Source organism: Streptomyces sp. NPDC042201, from assembly GCF_055582185.1.
Genome location: NZ_JBVJDS010000022.1, coordinates 16,841 through 37,459 on the forward strand (window position 1 = coordinate 16,841; position 20,619 = coordinate 37,459).

14 protein-coding genes and 2 pseudogenes are annotated in these 20,619 nt (G+C 66.4%); 12 read left to right on the top strand and 4 right to left on the bottom strand.

Annotated elements, in window-relative coordinates; genetic code table 11:
• Positions 1-171: 171 nt before the first annotated feature.
• Entirely contained in the window at positions 172-1,146 is a 975-nt protein-coding gene (locus ACZ6MZ_RS33615; RefSeq protein WP_469356340.1) for a TIGR03560 family F420-dependent LLM class oxidoreductase, read from the top strand.
• A gap of 60 nt (positions 1,147-1,206) precedes the next feature.
• On the opposite strand, the pseudogene ACZ6MZ_RS33620 reads toward ACZ6MZ_RS33615, so the two are convergent.
• Positions 1,207-1,446, bottom strand: a pseudogene (locus ACZ6MZ_RS33620) (telomere-associated protein Tap); the annotation flags it as partial.
• A 320-nt stretch (positions 1,447-1,766) separates the two neighbouring features.
• Here ACZ6MZ_RS33620 and ACZ6MZ_RS33625 point away from each other — a divergent pair.
• From ACZ6MZ_RS33625 to ACZ6MZ_RS33640, 4 genes are all read left to right on the top strand, one after another.
• Positions 1,767-2,039: a hypothetical protein gene (locus tag ACZ6MZ_RS33625; RefSeq protein ID WP_469356341.1), complete on the top strand. Its 273-nt coding sequence runs from the start codon at positions 1,767-1,769 to the stop codon at positions 2,037-2,039.
• A 5-nt stretch (positions 2,040-2,044) separates the two neighbouring features.
• Positions 2,045-2,413, top strand: a complete 369-nt coding sequence (locus ACZ6MZ_RS33630) for a hypothetical protein (RefSeq protein WP_469356343.1) — start codon at positions 2,045-2,047, stop codon at positions 2,411-2,413.
• Positions 2,404-2,544, top strand: coding sequence for a hypothetical protein (locus ACZ6MZ_RS33635; RefSeq protein ID WP_469356345.1), 141 nt, complete (start codon positions 2,404-2,406; stop codon positions 2,542-2,544). Before ACZ6MZ_RS33630 ends, ACZ6MZ_RS33635 begins: the two co-directional genes overlap by 10 nt.
• Positions 2,545-2,823: 279 nt before the next feature.
• Positions 2,824-3,627, top strand: a complete 804-nt coding sequence (locus ACZ6MZ_RS33640; RefSeq protein ID WP_469356347.1) for an SAM-dependent methyltransferase — start codon at positions 2,824-2,826, stop codon at positions 3,625-3,627.
• Here ACZ6MZ_RS33640 and ACZ6MZ_RS33645 read toward each other — a convergent pair.
• Both ACZ6MZ_RS33645 and ACZ6MZ_RS33650 read right to left on the bottom strand, forming a co-directional pair.
• Complete coding sequence (locus tag ACZ6MZ_RS33645) at positions 3,554-4,075, bottom strand: TOPRIM nucleotidyl transferase/hydrolase domain-containing protein (RefSeq protein ID WP_469356349.1); 522 nt, start codon at positions 4,073-4,075, stop codon at positions 3,554-3,556. The two genes, ACZ6MZ_RS33640 and ACZ6MZ_RS33645, sit on opposite strands and share 74 nt — an antisense overlap.
• Entirely contained in the window at positions 4,063-4,218 is a 156-nt protein-coding gene (locus ACZ6MZ_RS33650; RefSeq protein ID WP_469356351.1) for a hypothetical protein, read from the bottom strand. The genes ACZ6MZ_RS33645 and ACZ6MZ_RS33650 overlap by 13 nt, the downstream gene beginning before the upstream one ends.
• Before the next feature lie 227 nt (positions 4,219-4,445).
• Between ACZ6MZ_RS33650 and ACZ6MZ_RS33655 the strand changes: the two are divergent.
• The 3 genes and pseudogenes from ACZ6MZ_RS33655 to gap all read left to right on the top strand — a co-directional run.
• A pseudogene (locus tag ACZ6MZ_RS33655) lies at positions 4,446-5,177 on the top strand (barstar family protein); the annotation flags it as partial.
• Between the two features lie 142 nt (positions 5,178-5,319).
• Complete coding sequence (locus ACZ6MZ_RS33660; RefSeq protein WP_469356353.1) at positions 5,320-6,276, top strand: GlxA family transcriptional regulator; 957 nt, start codon at positions 5,320-5,322, stop codon at positions 6,274-6,276.
• Positions 6,277-6,378: 102 nt separating this feature from the next.
• On the top strand, positions 6,379-7,377 hold the full coding sequence (gene gap, locus ACZ6MZ_RS33665) for a type I glyceraldehyde-3-phosphate dehydrogenase (RefSeq protein ID WP_469356355.1): 999 nt from the start codon (positions 6,379-6,381) through the stop codon (positions 7,375-7,377).
• An 82-nt stretch (positions 7,378-7,459) separates the two neighbouring features.
• Here gap and ACZ6MZ_RS33670 read toward each other — a convergent pair whose 3' ends face one another.
• Complete coding sequence (locus ACZ6MZ_RS33670) at positions 7,460-8,515, bottom strand: alpha/beta fold hydrolase (protein WP_469356356.1); 1,056 nt, start codon at positions 8,513-8,515, stop codon at positions 7,460-7,462.
• Positions 8,516-9,498: 983 nt separating this feature from the next.
• On the opposite strand from ACZ6MZ_RS33670, the gene ACZ6MZ_RS33675 reads away from it, so the two are divergent.
• The 4 genes from ACZ6MZ_RS33675 (at position 9,499) to ACZ6MZ_RS33690 (ending at position 20,500) form a co-directional block, all read left to right on the top strand.
• The gene (locus tag ACZ6MZ_RS33675) at positions 9,499-10,623 is read left to right on the top strand and encodes a hypothetical protein (protein ID WP_469356358.1); all 1,125 of its coding nucleotides are present in this window, start codon (positions 9,499-9,501) and stop codon (positions 10,621-10,623) included.
• 71 nt (positions 10,624-10,694) lie between these two features.
• Positions 10,695-13,172 carry a laminin G domain-containing protein gene (locus tag ACZ6MZ_RS33680; RefSeq protein WP_469356360.1) on the top strand — a complete coding sequence of 826 codons (2,478 nt, stop codon included), beginning with the start codon at positions 10,695-10,697 and terminating at the stop codon, positions 13,170-13,172.
• Positions 13,173-13,446: 274 nt separating this feature from the next.
• On the top strand, positions 13,447-19,941 hold the full coding sequence (locus ACZ6MZ_RS33685) for an RHS repeat-associated core domain-containing protein (RefSeq protein ID WP_469356425.1): 6,495 nt from the start codon (positions 13,447-13,449) through the stop codon (positions 19,939-19,941).
• 67 nt (positions 19,942-20,008) lie between these two features.
• Entirely contained in the window at positions 20,009-20,500 is a 492-nt protein-coding gene (locus tag ACZ6MZ_RS33690) for an SUKH-4 family immunity protein (protein ID WP_469356362.1), read from the top strand.
• Positions 20,501-20,619 lie beyond the last annotated feature (119 nt).

Consider the following 20,619-nt stretch of genomic DNA (forward strand, 5'->3'; position numbering starts at 1 on the left):
AGCCACGCCGGCACGGGCCCGTGTTTTCCACGTCGTGGACGGCGTCCGGGGTGCCTCGGGCGATGGTCTTGCCGTCGGCGGCGGCCGCGCCCCGGCCTTGCGACCTGGCTCCTTCGATGGCGTAGCCTCTGCTGGGCTCTTGATCAGGCATGGAAGAAAAGAGGGTGTGCCATGGTGGCGATACGTTGGGGTGCGGTGGCCCCCCAGGGCTGGCGGCTGGACCTCACGCATCTGACCGACCCCGTGGCGCAGTTCGACGCCATGGTGGGCGTCGCCCGCGAGGCCGAGACACTGGGCTTCGACTCGGTGTGGCTTTACGACCACCTGCAGCCGGTCTCCGGCGCCCAGGAGACCACCTTCGAGTGCTGGACCAGTCTCGCGGCGATGGCACGTGAGACCAGCCGCGTGCGACTGGGACAGCTGGTCACCTGCAACAGCTACCGCAACCCCACGCTGGTGGCGAAGATGGCGGCCACCCTCGACGCGGCCAGCGGCGGACGTGCCTTCCTCGGTTTGGGCGCGGGCTGGGACCAGCGAGAGTACGAGGCATACGGCTATCCCGCGCCCTACCCGTCGACCGGAGAGCGGCTGCGTCGTCTCGGCGAGGCAGCACAGGTGATCACCGCCATGCTGCGCACACCCAAGGCCAGCGTGGAGGGAGAGTTCCACCGGGTACAACAGGCCGTCAACGTGCCCACGGGGGTGCAGAAGCCGCACATTCCGCTGCTCATCGGCGGCAGCGGGGAGAATGTCACCCTGCGGCTCGTCGCCGAGCACGCCGACGCCTGCAACCTCACCGACCACACCGATCCCGGCTTCTACCACCACAAGCTCGGCGTACTGGCCCAGCACTGCGAGCGCATCGGCCGTGACTACTCCTCGATCCTGAAGACCGCCACCCTTTCCGTGTTCACCGCACCCGACCAGGCCGGTGTGACCCGGCTACTGGAACCCCACCTGCACGGCCGCAGCCGCGAGGAACTGGCCGCCGGCAGCGCGGTCGGCACCCCCGACAAGCTCGTCGAGATCTTCGGCGCGCTGATCGAGGCGGGCATCGAGTACTTCATCCTCTACTTCCACGAACCCACCGACCCCGAGCCAATGCGACTCTTCGCCAGCGAAATCATGCCGCGGCTGGCACGATAGCGGCCGTCCCGGCCGATGTCTCGCCGAGTGAGAGATACTGCCGGACGCCTGTGCCGGCGTCGCGTCGACACCGAGGTCGGTCATCGTGGCGAGGCAGGCGTCGCGCAGCCGGTTGTACCCGCCGTCCAGGTAGCGGCCGTTCTCGCGCCGCACCCACGCCTCCACCGGACGCACCTCGTACCCCAGCTCCTGGGCGTAGGCGACGGTCGGCGTCGCGTACCAGGCCGGCCCCTCCGGGGGCTCGCCCTTCGGCGTGAACGGGCTGGGCAGCAGCGCGCCGTCCAGCCCCACCCACTCGTCATCGCCCAGCTCGGCTTCGTCGTCAACATGTAGGACAGCCCTGAGGGCAGTGGCAGAAGATCGGAGAGCCTCCGGTACTGGCTGTGGTGCCGGAGCTGAAGGATCAGCGGGAGGCGGTGCGTATGAAGGCTCCGCTGTTGGCGTATGCCGCGTACTACGAGCAGGCGGAGGCAATGCGGACGATCGCACGGAGGATCAGCGGATGAGCGTCGCAGAACGGCTGGGAACCGGCGCTTCTTTCAGTGCTGCGCGGCGCGGCCGAAGTGCTCGAGGCCGGGCCAAGGCCGTCACGCAGGGAGACGTGCCCGTCTGCGAACCTGGTGCGGCTGCGGCTGGATGAGGTCTCCCCCACACCTCTCAATCCGCGCTGTAACTTCGCCACGAACGAGGACAAGACCTGGTTCGGCGAGGAGTTGTGCCAAGCGCAGCCGGCCGCGTGCGTGGCCGTGACCCGGGCCGCCTATCTCGCGCTGTGGCCGGACCACGAGGGCAGGCTTGTCGATGTCGGCCACGTCCTGGTCAACGGTGAGCGGTGCTTCCGCAGCGCGGTGCATGTCGGTCTGGACGCGCTGTCGCGCTTCTGGACCGCCTGAAGGCATTGAAGGACGCGACGGCCCTGGCCAAAGCCGAGGAACGCATCCAGCTCCAGGCGCTGCGCGCCGGGGATCCCAGTTTGTTGTCCGCGGACAACAACCGTGGCAAGCAGGAGCCGACCGCTCAGGAGGCCCCACCGGGCGAGGCGCCGTCAGGAGGCGAGGGCAAGGACTTGTTGTCCACGGACAACAAGCCGGTCGGCGAGCGAGCGCGGAGTGCAGCGAGGCCACCGGCCCAGCGCCGGCCGGCAGCGCAGGAAGACGACGAGCCCTCCGCTGCCGACGCGGCCAGTGTTCCGACCGACTCAGAGGCCGTGCAACCTCGCCGACTGCCGTACGACGATGCCGCTACATCGTTCAGCATGTGCACCTGAAGATGGCTGCCGAAGACTTTGCTCGGGGGGCTCGCGTACGGCTCGGGGTCCTGCGCGAGCAGCGGCCCGCTGAATACGCAGCGCTGATGCGCGATCTCACCGAACAGGAGCAGGAGCAGTTGCCTTCCTGACGTCGGGGGCCGGTCTGAAAAACAGACAGGGGTCCTGTCCTACCTGTCGTGAACCGGAGGACAGGACCCCTGTCGTTGTGGCAGCCTTCTGGATCGGGCCGCCCGGGCTGCGGGCGCCCGCAGCCTGAGCGGGGAACGTCCGAGTGTGCGGGTGTCCGGCCCGCCCGACTGCCTCCTGCGGGTCATGCGGGGGCCCGGACGTCACGCGTCGTCAAGGGGGGAGCTGGGCCCGCAGCGCTCGCCTTTTACCCGCCCACCGCTCCCGGAAGGATTCGCCCGATGACGGACGAGACGGAAGACCTGACCCGGCACCAGGAGCTTGACCTTCAGCCCCATGTGCCGCACAGCGCGCGCTTCTGGAACTGCCTGCTGGGCGGTAAGGACTACTTCGAGGCCGACCGGCTGCTCGCGGAGCAGATGATGCGGGAGTGGCCAGCGGCGGTCGACATCGCCCGCGCCTCCCGCGCGTTTCTCGGCCGTACGGTCCGTCACCTGGCCGGAGAGGCCGGCGTCCGCCAGTTCCTCGACCTCGGCACGGGGCTGCCGACGGCTGACAACACCCATGAGGTCGCGCAGCGCGTCGCCCCGGACGCCCGGATCGTCTACGTCGACCACGACCCGATCGTCCTCGTACACGCGCGGGCTCTGCTGACCAGCACACCGGAGGGCGCCACCGACTACGTCGACGCCGATCTGACCGACCCTGACGCGGTGCTGACGCAGGCTGCGCGGACGCTGGACCTGGACCAGCCGGTCGCGCTGATGCTGCTCTCCACCATCGGGCACGTCACCGACCCGGCCGCGGCGGCGAAGCTGGTGGGGACCTACATGGCACGCCTGGCTCCCGGCAGCTACCTGGTCCTGTGCACCACGCTGGATTCACCGGAGGTCGCGGCGGCGAACGTCAAGTACGCGGCGTCGGGCACGCACCCGTACACAGCGAGCACCGCCGAGGAGATGGCGGCTATGGCGGCCGGCCTGACCATCCCTCCGCCCGGCCTCGGCCCGATCAACCGCTGGTATCCCGAGGGACAGATGGATCCGGACGTGGACCAGTGGGGGTACGTCGCCCGGAAGGAGTGACGCGCTGATCCTCGGCGATGGGGACTGTCGGTCGCATATCAGCAGGCGACGCACACGTAGAAACCGAGGGGCTCCATGTCGGCGCGAGCGAGGTCGCAGCCGAGACCTGCTCGCTCAAGGGCGCGCGAAAAGTGGCCTTCTCTCCGGCGTCACACAGACCAGCCAGTCCGACGTTGAGCCCCTGAGGACCCAGCAGATTCAGGAATCTGCCGATGCTGGTCGCACCTCCGAGCGGGATGAGGGCGGCGCCCTCCCCACCCAGGGCGCGGCCGTGACGCGCAGCCGGCGCTTCGAGGGCGACCGGGTCGCTGACCCCTTCCACGAGTACGGCCGTGCGCAAAGCGGTGCTGGCAGCCAGTTCGTGTGCGGCCGCGGCGGCTGCTGGAGCCCCCGCACCGCCAGCCGCCCACTCGGTGACCGCCAGCCGGAACCGCCTTATCGCATCCACAGGCCCTGGTTCTCAGCCGCGGCTGGGAAGGCCGCAACGAGTGCCTCGCGCAGTACCCCTCGCCGGGCGCGCTGCCGCTGCCGGGCAGCGGCCGACTGGCCGGGCCGGTCGGCCAGCAACTCCTCGCCGAGATGGTCGCCCACTGCCGGACGGACTCCTAGGTCCCCGGAGCGTCGGCAAACGAGCGGCGCGAAGGCGTCCCGGCCGAAGCTCGACCCCGTCATGCACCTGATGCGCCGAGGGCGACACCTTGAAGGTCATCCGGCTCGACCGGCTCTCCCGCTCCGTCCTGCACCTGGTGACTCTCGCCGCCGAGCTGCGCGAGCTGATCCTGGCGGATACGAGCGACGCGCTTGCTTCCGCGCGGGCCCGCGGCTGGTCGGGTAACCGAGTGTGGTTAGTGCCGGAAGACGAGGCGCTTGAGGCCTGGTTGCTGGAGGAGGCAGGAGGCCCAGGGCAGTTCCTTGGGACAGACAGTCTCGTGCTCACCGGCCTCTGGACGACTACGAAGGTTCGCCTGAGGGACACAGGGGTTCCGTCGAGTGCGTGACGGGCACCGGTGGCTGGGCTCCTGCCGGGAATTTGCCCGTGTCGTGCCGCGCGAGCAGGCGGCGCACCCGCTCGTCGTGCGCGGGCTTGTTCAGGTGATCAGCTGCGGGCGGGACTGATGGAGAGCACCCGGCGGGCGCTGGACCTGGAACAGGCCGCGCCGGAAATACGGGACGACCAGGGCGAGCCGCTCACCGAACGTCTGCTGTGGGCCAAGGTCAGCGCCTGGCTCCCATCCGTCTGGGGAACGGGTCTGATCGACCTGGAGCTCGACGGCGGCTTCTTCAAGCCCGTTCCCGAATACGTCCGGCCCATCCGGGAGCGGTGGTTCGCCGGGCCGCCGGACATCCTGAGCGCCTGGTCCGGCCTCGGCACCCGACTCCGCGGGGCCTGGTTCGATCTCGTTCGAGAGCGGGCCTCGGCGCGCCCACCGGGACCAGCCGGCTGGTCGGGCCTACGGACTCGAAGGCCGGCACATCACCGACGCGCCGGGCCTCTACTGGCGCTCGGCGAGGCGGAGAACGGGCCGGGCGGCTACTTTGGCGGCTGTCTGACCTTGTCCTGGCCGGGGGCGGCATGCACGTCACCCTGGAGTGAGTTGCGGTCCGGCCTTCGGTCGACCGCACCCCGGCCGGGGTGCGGTGCAGCCGGCGTATCTGAACCGCATCCCCACTCCGCCGCGTACCCTGTTCCCCGTGTCAGTTTCACGCCTGCATCGGGTCGCCGTCCTTGTCCTTGAGGGTGCGAAGCCGCTCGATGTCGGCATTCCCGCGCAGGTGTTCACCACCCGCGCGAGCATGCCGTACGAGGTGCGGGTGTGTGGCGCGGCGCCCGGTCTCGTGACTGGCGGCGACGGCCTGTCGTACCACGTCGCCCACGGCCTCGACGCGCTTGCCTGGGCTGACATCGTCTTCATCCCCGGCTACCGGTTTCCTGACCGTGACGACCCTCCGCAGGCCGTCGTTGACGCGCTGATCGCCGCCCACGATCTGGGCGCGCGGCTCGCCGCGATCTCGACGGGCGCCTTCGCGCTCGCTGCCACGGGCCTGCTCGACGGCAAGCGCGCCACGACGCACTGGCATTACACGCGGGCGCTCGCGGCGAAGCATCCGCTCGTTGAGGTCGACGAGAACGTTCTGTTCGTCGACGAGGGCAGCGTGCTGACGTCGGCCGGCGCCGCCTCGGGCCTCGACCTGTGTTTGCACATTCTGCGTGGCGACCTCGGGGTGGCCGCGTCGAACCACGCGGCCCGGCGCCTGGTCGCGGCCCCGTACCGCAGTGGCGGTCAGGCGCAGTATGTGCCGCGCAGCGTGCCCGAGCCGCTCGGCGAGCGGTTCGCCGCCACCCGCGAGTGGGCGCTGCACCGGCTCGGCGACCCTCTCACCCTCGAGACGCTCGCCCGGCATGCGGCGGTGTCGCCTCGCACGTTCTCCCGGCGCTTTGTCAAGGACACGGGGTACACCCCGATGCAGTGGGTCATGCGCGCCCGCATCGATGTCGCCCGTGAGCTGCTCGAACGTTCCGAGCGGAGCGTCGAGCAGATCGCCGCCGACGTCGGTCTGGGCACCGGTACGAATCTGCGGCTGCACTTCCGGCACACCCTCGGCACGACGCCGAGTGAGTACCGGCGCACCTTCACCCAGGGCGAGTAGCGCGCATCCCCTGGCGCGATCCTTTCGAACCATGGCGCTCCCGCCGCCGTCACGCGCGGGCGCCGCGCGCGAACCTGGTAGCGACCCGAAAGGACACCACTCATGACTCGTATCGCCATCAACGGATTCGGCCGCATCGGACGCAATGTGCTGCGCGCGCTGCTCGAACGCGACAGCGACCTCGAGGTCGTCGCCGTCAACGACCTCACGGAGCACGCCGTCCTCGCCCGGCTGCTCGCCTACGACACGACGGCCGGCCGGCTCGGCCGCCCGGTGACCGTCGACGGGGATGACCTCGTCGTCGACGGCCGCCGCATCGCGGTGCTCGCCGAGCGCGACCCGGTGCGGCTGCCGTGGGCCGAGCTCGGCGTCGACGTCGTGCTCGAGGCGACCGGCCGCTTCACCTCGGCCTCGGCCGCCCGTGTCCACCTCGACGCGGGCGCGAGGAAGGTGCTCGTCAGCGCACCGTCGGACGGCGCCGATGTCACGCTCGCGTTCGGGGTCAACACCGACGCGTACGACCCGGCCGCACACACGATCATCTCGAACGCCTCGTGCACGACCAACGCGCTCGCGCCGCTGGCCGTGGTCCTCGACCAGCTCGCGGGCATCGAGCACGGCTTCATGACGACTGTCCACGCCTACACGCAGGAGCAGAACCTGCAGGACGGTCCGCACCGCGACGCCCGCCGCGCTCGCGCCGCCGCTGTCAACATCGTGCCGACCACGACGGGCGCCGCCAAGGCGATCGGCCTCGTGCTGCCGAACCTCGACGGCAAGCTGTCGGGCGACTCGATCCGCGTGCCGGTTCCGGTGGGCTCGATCGTCGAACTCAACACGACCGTCGCCCGGGACGTGACGCGCGACGACGTGCTGGCGGCGTACCGCGCCGCGGCGGAGGGGCCGCTCGCCGGCATCCTCGAGTACTCGGACGACCCGCTCGTGTCGTCCGACATCACAGGCAATCCGGCCTCGTCGATCTTCGACTCGGCCCTTACTCGCGTCGACGGCCGCCACGTCAAGGTGGTCGCCTGGTACGACAACGAGTGGGGCTTCTCGAACCGTGTGATCGACACGCTCGAACTCCTCGCCACCGTCTGACCGAACGCCCGGGGGCGGCCCCACCGCCGGAGGCCGCCCCGCCCGATGCGCAGGAAGTCGCCCGTGCTCCAGCCGTCGCCGGTCACAACGTGTCGACGTCGATGACGGCCTGGGCGAAGGCCGCGGGGGCTTCTTGCGGCACGTTGTGGCCGATTCCCTTCAAGGTCCGGTGCGCGTACGTGCCCGTGAACTTGTCGCGGTACGAGGAGCCGTTGCCGGGAGGGGTGAAGGGGTCCACCTCGCCGTCGAGGGTGATGGTGGGCACGGTGATGACGGGGCTTTGGGCGAGTTTCTTCTCGAGACTCGCGTACTGGGGGTCACTCTTGATCAGGTCCAGCCGCCACCGGTAGTTGTAGATCACGATGGGAACGTAATCCGGATTGTCGAAGGCTGTCGCGGTGCGGTCGAATGTGGCATCAGTGAAGTTCCAGGTCGGTGAGTTGAACTTCCAGATGAGTTTGGCCAAATCGTCTCGGTTTTGTTCGAGGCCCAGTCGGCCTCGTTCGGTAGAAAAGTAATACTGATACCACCATGCCCACTCGGACTTCGGCGGCAACGGCTTCTTGTTGGCCTCCAGATTCGTGATGAGATAGCCGGTTACGGAGACGAGCCCCTTCACGCGCTCCGGCCAGAGCGCGGCGATGATGTCGGCTGTCCGCGATCCCCAGTCGTAACCCGCGAGGATCGCCTTCTTGATCCCCAGGGCGTCCATCAGGGCGACGATGTCGAGCGCGAAAACCGACTGCTCGGCATTCCGCGGTGTGCTGCTCGAAAGAAAGCGTGTCGTGCCATGGCCACGCAGATACGGGACGATAGCTCGGTAACCCTTCGCCGCCAGCAAAGGCGCTACCTCGACATAGCTGTGAATGTCGTAGGGCCAGCCGTGCAGCAGAATGACCGCGGGGTCCTGGGCGGAGCCCGCTTCGGCGTAACCGATATCCAGCGTGTCGGCCCTGATCTGCTTCAGCGGGCCGAACGCCGAGTCCCCCGGCTTGCCCTTCCCCGGCTCGTTCGTCGGCGGAGCTGTCGGGCTGCTTCGGTCAGCTGTGGTCGTCGAGCACGCGGAGGCGAGACCGGCGAGTGAAGCCGTGGCCATTCCCGTGCCGACGACCTTGCTGAAAGTCCGTCTGTCGATCATCCGAAACCGTCCCGTGAAGACGTGAAGAGGCGGGCGCCACAGGCACCTCGGGGTGTGCCGATTTTCCGACCCCCGATAACCCCTTGTAGGCCCTTGCCCGCCTCACCGCCTCCCGCATCACCGGAAATGGATATGTCAGGCTATCGGCCGAAGGTGTCGAACAGACGGGAGATCCCGAAGCCGACCATGTGACCTGCACGTGGGTCATGGGCGCCGGTGAGGGCGAGGCAGTGGCGGGACATCCGGGCTGTGGTGGAGTGCGTGGCGGCACTGTCTCTTGTGGGCTGCGGACGTCTGGCGGTGCGACAACCGGCGCGTTGTGAAGGGGCAGGAAGTCGTGCTGGTCGTGGAGATCTCCTGGCTGGTTTCGCGTGACTGCTGCGGAACGCCTGTCTGTCGCACTACGCCCCGCCGTCCATGGACGGCGGGCACGTGCCTGATGCCGCGGCTCCCGTGACGGCCCAACTCCGTTGCCCGGTTACTGCCTCAGCCCGCCGACCTCGGAGGGCTGGATGCCTTCGCCGAAAGGCGGAGCGAGGCGATCATCACGGTGCGTACCGCTGGAGGAGGGGCGTCCCTGGTTGGGATGCCGGCTGTGATGGCCACGTGGCGGTGTGTGGTGCTGGTTCCGGCGTACTTACTGGAGGCTGCGTCTGCTTCGCACTAAGGAAGATCGTGCGCTTGGGGCACAGCGACGTGTGTGTCGCGGTCCGAGCGCCGGAGGTGAATTCGTTCTGACAGCCCCGGTTGCGCGGGCCTTTGAGTGCGAGTGCTGGGGTTCCGCGTTTGCCGACTGGCATGCTCACTTCGACGAAACCCGTCCTCTTCCCTGTTGCAACCAACCCCGTTGGTGATCCACATCACCCTTGACTGGTCTGAACGGCACCTCCATATTTGGCTGACTTTTGCTGAAGCTGTGTGGACGTTGGGGTGGGTCTGTGAACTGTGGGGTGTGGCGTCGAACGCGTCACTTTGTGTGTGCGTTGGTCGTCGCGACCACTTTCGTAGCCGGGGCTCCTGCTCTGAACTGGGAGGCTGCGGCGTCTGTTCGTCAACCGGCGGACCAAGCGCCGGACTCCGCGCAGTCGCGCGCGTCTGCGGCCGCACTTGAGTCGGGTGAGCGCGTCGAGGTCGTTGAGGAGCGCTCCGAGCGGGAGACGGTGTTCGCGAATCCAGACGGGACGACGTTCACGCTGGAGAAGTCGATTGCACCTGTGAGGGTGGCGGCGACCGGAGGCGGTTGGGCGGATCCGGATGCCACTCTGATGGTGCGAGAGGGCGGATCGGTCGGGCCGAAGGCTGCCGCGGTGGACCTCTCGCTCTCACCCGGCGGCGACGGAGCGGACCTTGTCACCATCGCCGAGGGCGGACGCTCGGTCTCGCTGGGCTGGCCCGGTAGCCTTCCCGCTCCCCGGCTGGAAGGCGAGCGAGCGGTATACGAGGACGTTCTGCCGGACGTGAACCTGATCGTGACCGCCACCGTCGAAGGCTTCCGCCAGGTGCTGGAAGTCGAGACTCCTGCGGCGGCTTCGAATCCCGCCCTGGACCATATCGAGTACCAACTGAGCGCTGAGCAGCTGACAGTTCGTTCAGGCGTCGGCGGGGGAGTGGAGGCTCTGGACGGCAACGGCCGAGCGGTGTTCCGTTCTCCTGCGGCCCAGATGTGGAACTCCGCCGGCGACAGTTCCCGTCCTGCGGCAGCACAGCGCTCGCTCTACCTCGCGGGCGAAGAAGGCAGCGCGGACGAGCCCGTTGCCGCAGGCCCGTTCGAGGAAGGCGATCCGCTGGCCGGCCCCGGTGCCGGGGACGAGTCAGTAGTCCTGGACATGGCTGTCTCGGAGGGATCGGTGACGGTCACGCCGGATGCGGATCTACTCGCGAAGACCGAGGAGGCCGAGTACCCGCTCTACATCGACCCGTCGGTCGAACTGAATGAGTCGGAGCGCACGGTCCTCTCCTCGGACGGCGATGTGTTCTGGAACTTCTCCGGCGGCGACAACGGTATGAGCGTCGGCAAGTGCGGCTCGGCGGTGATCGGTGGGGTGTCGTACTACTGCGGCAACGGTTATGTGAACCGTATGTACTTCGAGTTCGATCCCGGAAACTGAAAGGCAAACACGTCTTGGACGCTCGCTTCCGAGTGACCGAGACATGGTCATTCTCCTGCGATGCCCGATGGGTGGACCTGGAGCGCACGGACAATATTTCGAGTTCCAGCAAGTGGCCCGGTCCGGCCAAGCTCGACCAGATGGGTGACCGTAACGTATCCGCCGGCCGTGGCAGCAACTGCTCGCCGTCGCAGCCCCGTGCGCCGATCGAGTTCCATGACTACGCGCCGGAGCCGGACGAGAACCTCACGCCGACGGTCCGCAACTTCGCCGACGGGAAGATCGCCCGGCTGACGCTCATGCTGATGGCCAAGGACGAGTCCGACACCATCTCCTGGAAGCGTTTCGACGACGACGCTGTGCTGAGCGTGGAGTACGTCGGTGAGCCTGCCAAGCCCAGCGCCATCGGACTGGTCACGTCCGCCAGTCCGACGTGCAAGACCAGCGAGACCGCCCCGGCGATCGTCACCGACCCCACCCCGGCACTCACCGCCACGGCGCAGACGGAGTCCGGTGGCGAGTCCGGAGCCAGCCTCCGTGTGGTGATGGCACTGGACAAGAAGACCGGTACCACCTGGACCAAGGCGATCGACGACATGCTGCGCCCGACCAGTCCGGTCGGCGACAACGTGAAGGTCACGGCATCGCCAGCGGCGGCCGACGCCCTGGCGAACAACGGGTTGTACCGATACCGGGCCTGGACCAGGTCGTACTACGGCTCGGAGTGGCTGGCGGGCCCGTCGAACGCTTCGACGACCGGCTGGTGCTACTTCAAGGTCGACACTGAGGCGCCGAAGTCACCGCTCATCACGTTCAACGGCCCGTACACGCCGTGCACGGACAATGACTGTGTCCCGAAGGGCAAGCCGGGCATGGCGGGCTCGTTCACTCTCGGCCCCGCGCCGGGTGACACCAACAGCGCCTATCACTACAAGCTGTCCACAGACACCGAGTTCTCAGCGCCTGTGACCGGTGGGACAGTGAACATCTCTCCTGTTCCGCCGACATCGGGCACAGTCACTCTGACTGTCGAGGCGAAGGATGCGATCGGGTGGGGCGAAGAGAGCAAGGTCGAGTTCGTGGTCAAGGAGAGCGACGGACCGGTCGGGCACTGGAACTTTCAAGAGACGTCCGGAGTGGCCGTCGACTCCTCCACGACCGACCCCGCGCTGAGGGACAACGCGACACTGACCGGCGGGGCAACCCGTACGGACCAGGGACGCCGCGGAGAGATCACCCTGACCCCGGCCACGGACACCGCACCGGAAGTGAAGGGCCCCGACAACGGTCTCAAGTTGGACGGCAGCACGGGGTACGCCGCAACTGCGGGTGCCGTCGTCGACACCCGCGCCTCCTACACGCTTGCCGCGTGGGTCCGTATGGATGTACCCACCCGTGACGCCACGGTCATGGGTCAGAACGGTGTGAATCGCAGCCCGTTTCTGATCGGCTACGAGCACTCCGCCCAGAAGTGGACCTTCCGGGGGGCGAGTGCGGACGCTCCTGCCAATGAGACATGGTCCTATCAGCGGGTTTCCTCCAAGAACACTGCTGTTGCGAAGGTCTGGACCCACTTGGCCGGTGTATTCGACGCGGCGGGCAACACCATCAGCTTCTATGTCAACGGCGAGCTGCAAGGCACGGTTGCGCACACGACCGCGTGGGCTGCGTCCGGTCCGCTCCAGATCGGCCGCGTACAGGTGTCCGGGCAGTACACCGACTACTTCCCCGGTGTGATCGATGAGGTCACGGTGTGGCAGGACGCCCGCAGCGGCACCCAGATCGCGGCGGATGCGACGCCGCGCGACGCGTCCGGCCAGCCGATGGCTGAACTCGTTGCCGCGTGGGATCCCGCTGGTGCCACAGGTACGGTCCTCAACGACACACTCTCCGGTTATGGACGTCCACTCACGCTCTCCGCAGGTGCCTCGCTGGACAACGATGAGCTTGTACTGGACGGGAGCATCGGGGCCGGAACCACACCCGGGCCGGTGGTGGACGACTCGGGATCGTTCACGGTCACTACACAAGCAGCCGTCGATTCGGCAAAGGTACTGACGAAGCCTGACGGCTACAGGGCACAGATCCTCGGTCAGCGCACCGCTACGGGTTCTTCGTGGAGTCTGTGGTTCGAGAAGACCGGCACCGATGTGGAGATCCAGTTCGACGAGAACGGCGATCCGCTCCTTGATGAGAACGGTGACATCAAGACCAAGACCGTTCCGGTCGGCCGCTGGCACTTCGGACGGCTGACGGCTGATGGCACCGGAACCTCCGCCATCAGCAAGGAGGCCGCGCTCCTGGACTCCGGGACACGTCTGACCGGGGTGTACAACGCGCAGGACAAGACGATCAGGCTCTACCTCTCCGCGGTTTCGCAAGGGGATGACGTGGCCTACACCGCAGCGGTCGGTAGCGACGAACTGTCAGTCGGTACGGGCTACCTCGGTGCATGGGGCAACTACCTGCCTGGGCGGGTCAGCGATATCCGGCTCTGGGCGGGAGCTCTGCGCGACTCCGAACAGATCGCCGAAGTAGTCGGCACCTGACCCCCGCCGGCTGCCACGTGCGCATGCCTGGGGCTTCCCCGTGAGGCCCTGGCTCCAGCCCCGACCTCCCTGTTCTGCCAAAGAGCCGCCACTCGCTTTCCCGGCGGCCGGACTCTCTTGGAGAGAAGACTTGTCCGTGTCCAGACCCTTCGCCGCTCTCCTACGGCACGGTGGACGGCGGCTGCCCGCCACCGGTTCCAGACGATTCCGTATCCCACTGGTCGGCGCGTTGGTCCTCGCGCTGTCCGTGCCTGCCGCGCTGACCCCGGTCGCTATGGCCCAGGATCCGCTGGGGCGTCCGGACGCACCAAAGCCGCGTGTCAGCCAGGTGAAGAACGTCAATGCGTCCGACGCCGCCCGCGACCGCTTGGCCAAGAAGCGGGCAGCCAACAGCAAGCAGACAAGCAGCGCGAGTGGGAGGTCCTGGCCGAAGGCATCCAAGGGCACTCAGGACATCGCAACGCCCGTCAAGGCAAAGACAATCAGCATCACGGCCCTCGCCCCCGGCAAGAGGAATCAGGTTGCCAAGGGGCCGAAGACGCCCCCTGCCGCCGGCACGGCCACGGTGAATCTCCTCGATCAGAAGACTGCCCGTGAAGCCGGCGTCACCGGGATCGTGTTCGCCGCCGCCGCCCAAACGCCCGGCGTCGCGCAGGTCACCGTCGACTACCAATCGTTCGCGTCCGCCGTGGGCGGCAACTGGGCCGACCGCCTCGGCCTGGTGACCCTGCCCGCCTGTGTGCTGACCACTCCGCAGAAGCCGGAATGCCGTAAGCAAACCGTCGTCAGTTCGCAGAACGACGTCTCCGCACAGACCGTTGCCGCCCAGGTAAACCTTTCCGAGGCCCGGGCGAAGGCTCCCGCAGCCGACGCGTCCGGCACAGTGGTGAAGAGCATGGCCGCACCGGTCAGCGTGTTCGCGCTGACGGCCACGGCCGGGTCGCCGTCCGCCAGGGGCGACTACGCGGCCACGCCGCTTGCCGCTTCATCAAGTTGGGAGGCGGGAGGGTCCTCCGGATCGTTCACCTGGTCCTACCCGATCGGTGTGCCGCCCGCCGCGGCGGGCCCGGTGCCGTCCCTTTCGCTGTCCTACGACTCGGGCAGCATCGACGGGCGGACCGCCAACACCAACAACCAGGGCTCCATGGTCGGGGAAGGCTTCGACCTGACCTCCTCCTACATTGAGCGCAAGTACGGTGCCTGCGACGACGACGGCCAGGACGACAAGTTCGATCAGTGCTGGAAGTACGAGAACGCTTCCCTCGTCCTGAACGGCAAAGCCACCGAACTTGTCAAGGACGATGCCAAGGGCATCTGGCGTCTCAAGAATGACGACGCCTCGCAGGTGACCCATGAGACGGGCGCTGACAACGGAGACGACGGTGACACCATCGTCGATGGCAAAGGTGATGGCAAGGGCGAGTACTGGAAGGTGGTTACGGGCGACGGCACCGTCTACACCTTCGGTCTGAACAAGCTGCCGGGTGCCGGCGCCGAGCGCACCAACTCGGTCTGGACCGTTCCCGTCTTCGGTGACGACTCGGGCGAGCCTGGCTACTCCTCCGGGACTGGCTTCTCCGGCCGTGCCAAGACCCAGGCGTGGCGTTGGAACCTCGATCTGGCAACGGACGTGCATGGCAACGCCTCCACCTACTGGTACAAGGCCGAGACGAACAACTATGCCAAGAACGGCGACAAGACCGAGCTCGCCGCCTACACCCGCGGCGGCTACCTCGAAGAGATCAAGTACGGCCAACGTTCGGACACGCTGTTCACCGGTACGCCGTCCGGCAAGGTGGCTTTCACCCACAAGGAGCGCTGCACGGCCGCCGACTGTTCCTCACTGACCGAGGACACTGCGGACAACTGGCCGGACGTGCCCTTCGACTCGATTTGTTCGGCAAGTGAGACCGACTGTCTTGCTACAGGGCCGGCCTTTTTCACGCGCAAGATGCTGACCGGTGTCGACACCAGTGTCTGGTCCACGGCCCTGGAGCCGGACGATTACAAGCCGGTGGACAGCTACAGGCTGACCCAGGGATTCCGTGACGGCGCGGACATCGGGAACCCCTCGGACAAGTCCCTGGTATTGGAGACGCTCCAACGTACGGGGAAGAACGGTGACCCGATCGCCGTACCGCCGGTGGAGTTCGACTATCACATGCGGCCCAACCGGGTGGACAGCGACGGCGACAACATCCTGCCGTTCAGCCGTCCCCGCATCAACGAGATCATCTCCGAGACGGGCGCTGTCACCACGGTGACGCTTTCCGGCCCGGAGTGCGTACGGGGCGGCAGGATGCCCGCGGCCGAGGACGACAACTCCCTGTCCTGCTACCCGGTCTACTGGGCCATCAACGGAGGCGACCCGGCGCTCGACTGGTTCCACAAGTACAACGTCACCTCCGTGTCCACCTCCGACCCGGCCGGCCAGAACGAAGCTGTCGAGAACTTCTACACCTACGAAGGCCCCGGCTGGCACTACAACGACGACCCTTTCACACCCGAGGATCAGCGCACCTGGTCCAGCTGGCGCGGCTACCGTACGGTGACGACCACCACCGGCGGCGCCGAGGTCACCCAGTCGAAGACCGTACGCCGGTTCATGCAGGGCCTGAGCGGTGACAAGCGGCTCGGCGGAACCAACGGTCCCCTCGTCGTCGTACCAGGCATCGACGTGGCCGGCCTCGACGTCGCGGACACCGACGACCACGACCAGCTCGCCGGTTTCCTGCGCCAGGAGATCACCTACAACGGCGACAAGCCCGTCTCCGTCACGGTGAACGATGCCTGGAGCAAGCAGACCGCCAGCCAGCAGAAGTCCTACGCCCACACCAAGGCGTACTTCGTACGTTCCGCCCGCACCTACGGGTACACCTACCTCCCCGTCAGTAACACCTGGCGCAGCGGCCACACGACGTACACCTTCGACGACACCTACGGCATGGTCACGCAGACCGACGCCTCCGGCGACGCGGCCAAGACCGGCGACGAGACCTGCACCCGCACCTGGTACGCCCGGAATGCCGCCAAGGGGCTGACCACACTTGTCTCCCGCACGAGGGTGGTGGGCTCAGCCTGCCTGAACGCTACGGGCGCCCTCATCACCGACGACAAGCTGAACCTCCCGGCCACGTCCACGACGCGTGGCGATGTCCTCTCCGACACAGCGGTTGTCTACGACACCCCGGACGCCACCGGCTGGTCCGCCTCCCAGACACCGACTCTGGGCCTTTCCACCTGGACCGGCCGGGCCAAGGCATATCCGGCCGCCGTCGGCACCGGTGAGCGCACCCCCGCGCTCAGTGGCGGCTGGCAGAGGCTGACCAGGACCACGTACGACGGGGGGACCGCCAAGCTGGGCCGCCCTCTCACCGTTACCGACGCCGGTGGCAACGTCACCACTATGCAGTACTTCCCTGCCGCCGCAGGACCGCTGACCTCCACTGTTGTCACGGCTCCCAAGCTGGCTTCCAACGGGCAAGCACACAAGGCCTACACGTACGTCGATCCGGCACGGGGCTCGGTCACCAGCACCCTCGACGCGAACCTGAAGAAGACCGAGAACACCTTCGACGCCCTCGGACGTATCACCGCCACCTGGGAACCCAACCGAAGCAAGTCGGGCAACGACAGCCCCTCGGTGAAGTACGGCTACAACTTCGCCCGAGGCAGTCAGCCGTGGACGTCCGTGGCGACGCTCAAGGCCGACGGCACCAGCTACCTGACCAGCTACGCCGTCACCGACGCACTCTTGCGCCCCTTGCAGACGCAGACCGCTTCTCCGCTCGGCGGCCGAATACTGACCGACACCCGATACGACTCCCGCGGCTTGGCCTACGAGACCTACGCCGACGTCTACGACGACACCACCGACCCGAACGGCACCTACGCCCGCACCTCCTACGCGCACACCCCCGTTCTGACCCAGACGGCGTATGACGGTGCGGCCCGGCCCACCACGAACACCCTGAACGTGTTCGGTGTCAAGAAGTGGCAGACGAGTACGAGTTACACGGGTGACTCGACCGCCACCAGCGCCGTTGAGAACGGCAACGCCACCCGCACCATCACCGATGCCCTGGGACGTACCACCGAGACCCGTACCTACGCCGGCACCACGCATGACGACTCCGACTACGGAGCCACGGCGGGCACCGCGTACACCTCGGTGAAGTACGACTACACCCGCGATGGCAAGCCGTCACAGGTCACCGGTCCTGACAGCGCCAAGTGGACTTACGCCTACGATCTGTTCGGCCGTCAGACCGGCACCACCGATCCCGACAAGGGCGCCGCCACTACCGAATACACCGACAGCGACCAGGTCGACCTCACCAAGGATGCGGACAACGGGACGCTGCTGTACGGGTACGACGAACTCGGCCGTAAGACGGACCTCTGGCAGACATCCCGAACAGACGCGAACAAGCTCTCCCGCTGGACCTATGACACCCTCCTCAAAGGCAAGCCCGACGCCTCCATCCGCTACGTCGGCGGCACCACAGGCAAGGCGTACACGAAGCAAGTCGCTGTCTACGACACCCTCGGCCGTGCCACGAGTACGAGCCTGACGATCCCGAGTGACGATCCGCTCGTCACCTCTGGAGCAGTCTCCGCGACGACCACCCTCGGTACTGACTACCGCCTGGACGGCACGGTCAATTTCACCCAGGAACCCGCCGCCGCCGGACTCCCGTCGGAGTACGTCCAGCCCACGTACAACTCCGTCGGTCTGACCACCGGCCTCAGCGGTATCAGCGGCTACCTCCTCGGCGTCACCTACTCGGCCATCGGACAGGTCGAACAACTCACCTTGGGAACCGGTGGCGCGGGCGCCAAGAACGCCTACATCAACAACAGATACGAGGCAGGCACCGGCCGCCTCACCAAGAGCAGCGTGACGGACGAGACCCACCCGTACATGCTGCAAGACCTCAACTTCACCCAGGACCTGGCCGGAAACGTCACCCAGATTCTCGACGGCACCACCCTCGGTGGCACTACCAAGCCCGACTACCAGTGCTTCACCTACGACGGCTACCGCCGCCTCACCGAAGCCTGGACACCCAAGACCGCAGACTGCGTCACGACCGGCCGCACCACCGCCAACGTCGACGGCGCCGCTCCCTACTGGACCAGCTACACCTACAACAGCGCCGGTCAGCGAAAGACCGAGACCAACCACGCCACCACCGGCAACACCACCACCACGTACGAGTACGGCACCGCGGCCGGGCAGCCGCACTCCCTCGCGAGGACCACCGGCGCCAGGGCCGCCACGTACGCGTACGACAAATCCGGCAACACCACCAGCAGACCCGGCACCCAGGCCGCACAGACCCTGGGCTGGAACGCGGAGGGCAAACTCGCCTCCACGACGGAACCCGCTGCCGGATCCAAGCCCGCTCTCAACACCAGCTATCTCTACGACGCCGACGGCGAACTCCTCATCCGCCGTGCCACCGGAGACGGTGACACTGTCCTCTACCTCGGTGCGACGGAAGTCCGTCTCACAGTCAAGGGCAGCACGAAGACGGTCTCCGGAACCCGCTACTACACGGCCGCCGGCCAGGCCATCGCCGTCCGCACCGCGACGGTGGGCACTGCGGGCACCAAGCTCAGCTTCCTCGCCGGTGACCATCACGGCACCACCAGCCTTGTGATCGACGCCACCACGCAGGCTGTCACCAAGCGCTACACCACCCCCTTCGGCGCGCCCCGCGGCACCAAACCCACCACGTGGCCCGACGACAAGGCATTCCTCGGCAAGCCGGCGGACACCTCAACCGGTCTGACCCACGTCGGCGCCCGCGAATACGACCCGGGCATCGGCCAGTTCATCAGCGTCGATCCGATCCTCGCCCTGGATCAACACCAGTCCCTCAACGGCTACGCCTATGCCAACAACACGCCGGTCACAGCATCCGACCCCACTGGGCTGAAGACGGACGACGGCTCAGGCGGTAAGGGCCCTACGTACTATGACGATTTTGAATGGGGAGACTATGTCCCCAGAGATACTTCAGGTACTGCTGAAACTGGCAGCACCGGAACCACCAGCAACATGGATTCAGGGACCGGATCGACAGCGCCTACTAGTACGGGTCAGGGCGACGGCGGTGGGACTCAGGGGTACGGGGGGACTGGAGCCAGCATCCTCACTGCTGCCTTCTTGGGTACGCTGAGGAATTTGGCCTATGCTCTCGAATTGTTCTATACGCCGCTTAATACGGATTGCTGGGGAGACAATCAAGCCGCAGGCGGCTGTGATCTAGGTACCCAGTATGACGCATGGGCTGCGAAGGAGGGCGTCGATGTCGAATCCGACTCCTACCTCGTACCTGGCGCGCTCGCCGCAATATTTCTGCACAGGCCAGGCACAGCGCCGAAGTCGGGAAAAGTAGGCTACGGGAAGACCGACCTGGGTCAGTCGGTGCGTTTGCAGCGGCTTATCGACAGGAACCGTGGGTTGACCAACTATGCGGCCGCCCGATTGGACGACGGTAGTGTGATCGTCGGTAAATCCAATAAGAATGTCCATTCGGAAGAAGACTTGTTTGCGCAAGCTGGAAAGAGGAAGATTGTTGAACTCTATTCCGAACGGGAGCCTTGTGCGGCAAAGTGTCAGGGCCTTGTCAAGGACGTGCCTTCGGTCACCTGGAGCTATAAATGGAACGGCTCTGATCGTGCCACAACGGAGGCTATCCGTGACAAGACTAACGCCGACCTGAAGGATGCGGTACGCTCCCTCTTCGACTCCCCATAAGGCCGAGTAGGGTGGCGCTCGACCTTGAGTCGAGCGCCACCCTCATTTATATCCTTGGAAGTATGCAATGAATAGTGAAAATGCCAGTGAATTCAATTCCGAATATGCGGTGATTGCACTGAACTTCCGCGAACCCGTAGGGGAGGCCTCCGTGCCAGCTTCACTTGACGTGCCGAACGGATCAATCGGGGAGCTGTATCAACCTCTCGAATTTCTGGAATTTTCTTCAATTGAGCCACGTGGTCGACTCGTCAAGTTTGGCACCCTTGGGCTGTTCGGTAGCATCCTATGGGATCCCGGCACCGGGCATGTAGTGGAATCCGCTCGCGGAGTGGAGGGTGTGAGGGTAGTTAATACCACGCTAGAGCGTTTCGCCTTGTGCATGGGTGGGCTGATTGAGCTTTACCCTTTTGATGAAGATGAAGCTGGCGAAAGTTGGGACGTTGCCGCAGCCGGCTTCGAAAATATGGTGCGCCGCATTGATCCGGAAGCTTACGAAGTGCACGATAATTACTGGTACGAACTTATGTGGTCTATTAAATCTGGTGACTTTAGTTAAAGGCTTGCCGGCAAGGAACCCCGGAGAGCAGAGCAGGCGCGGTGCTGGTGATCATGTGGTTGTCGAGACCCATGAGAACCGAGCGAGACCGTGCCTGCCCGAACATCACTGCCCATCCC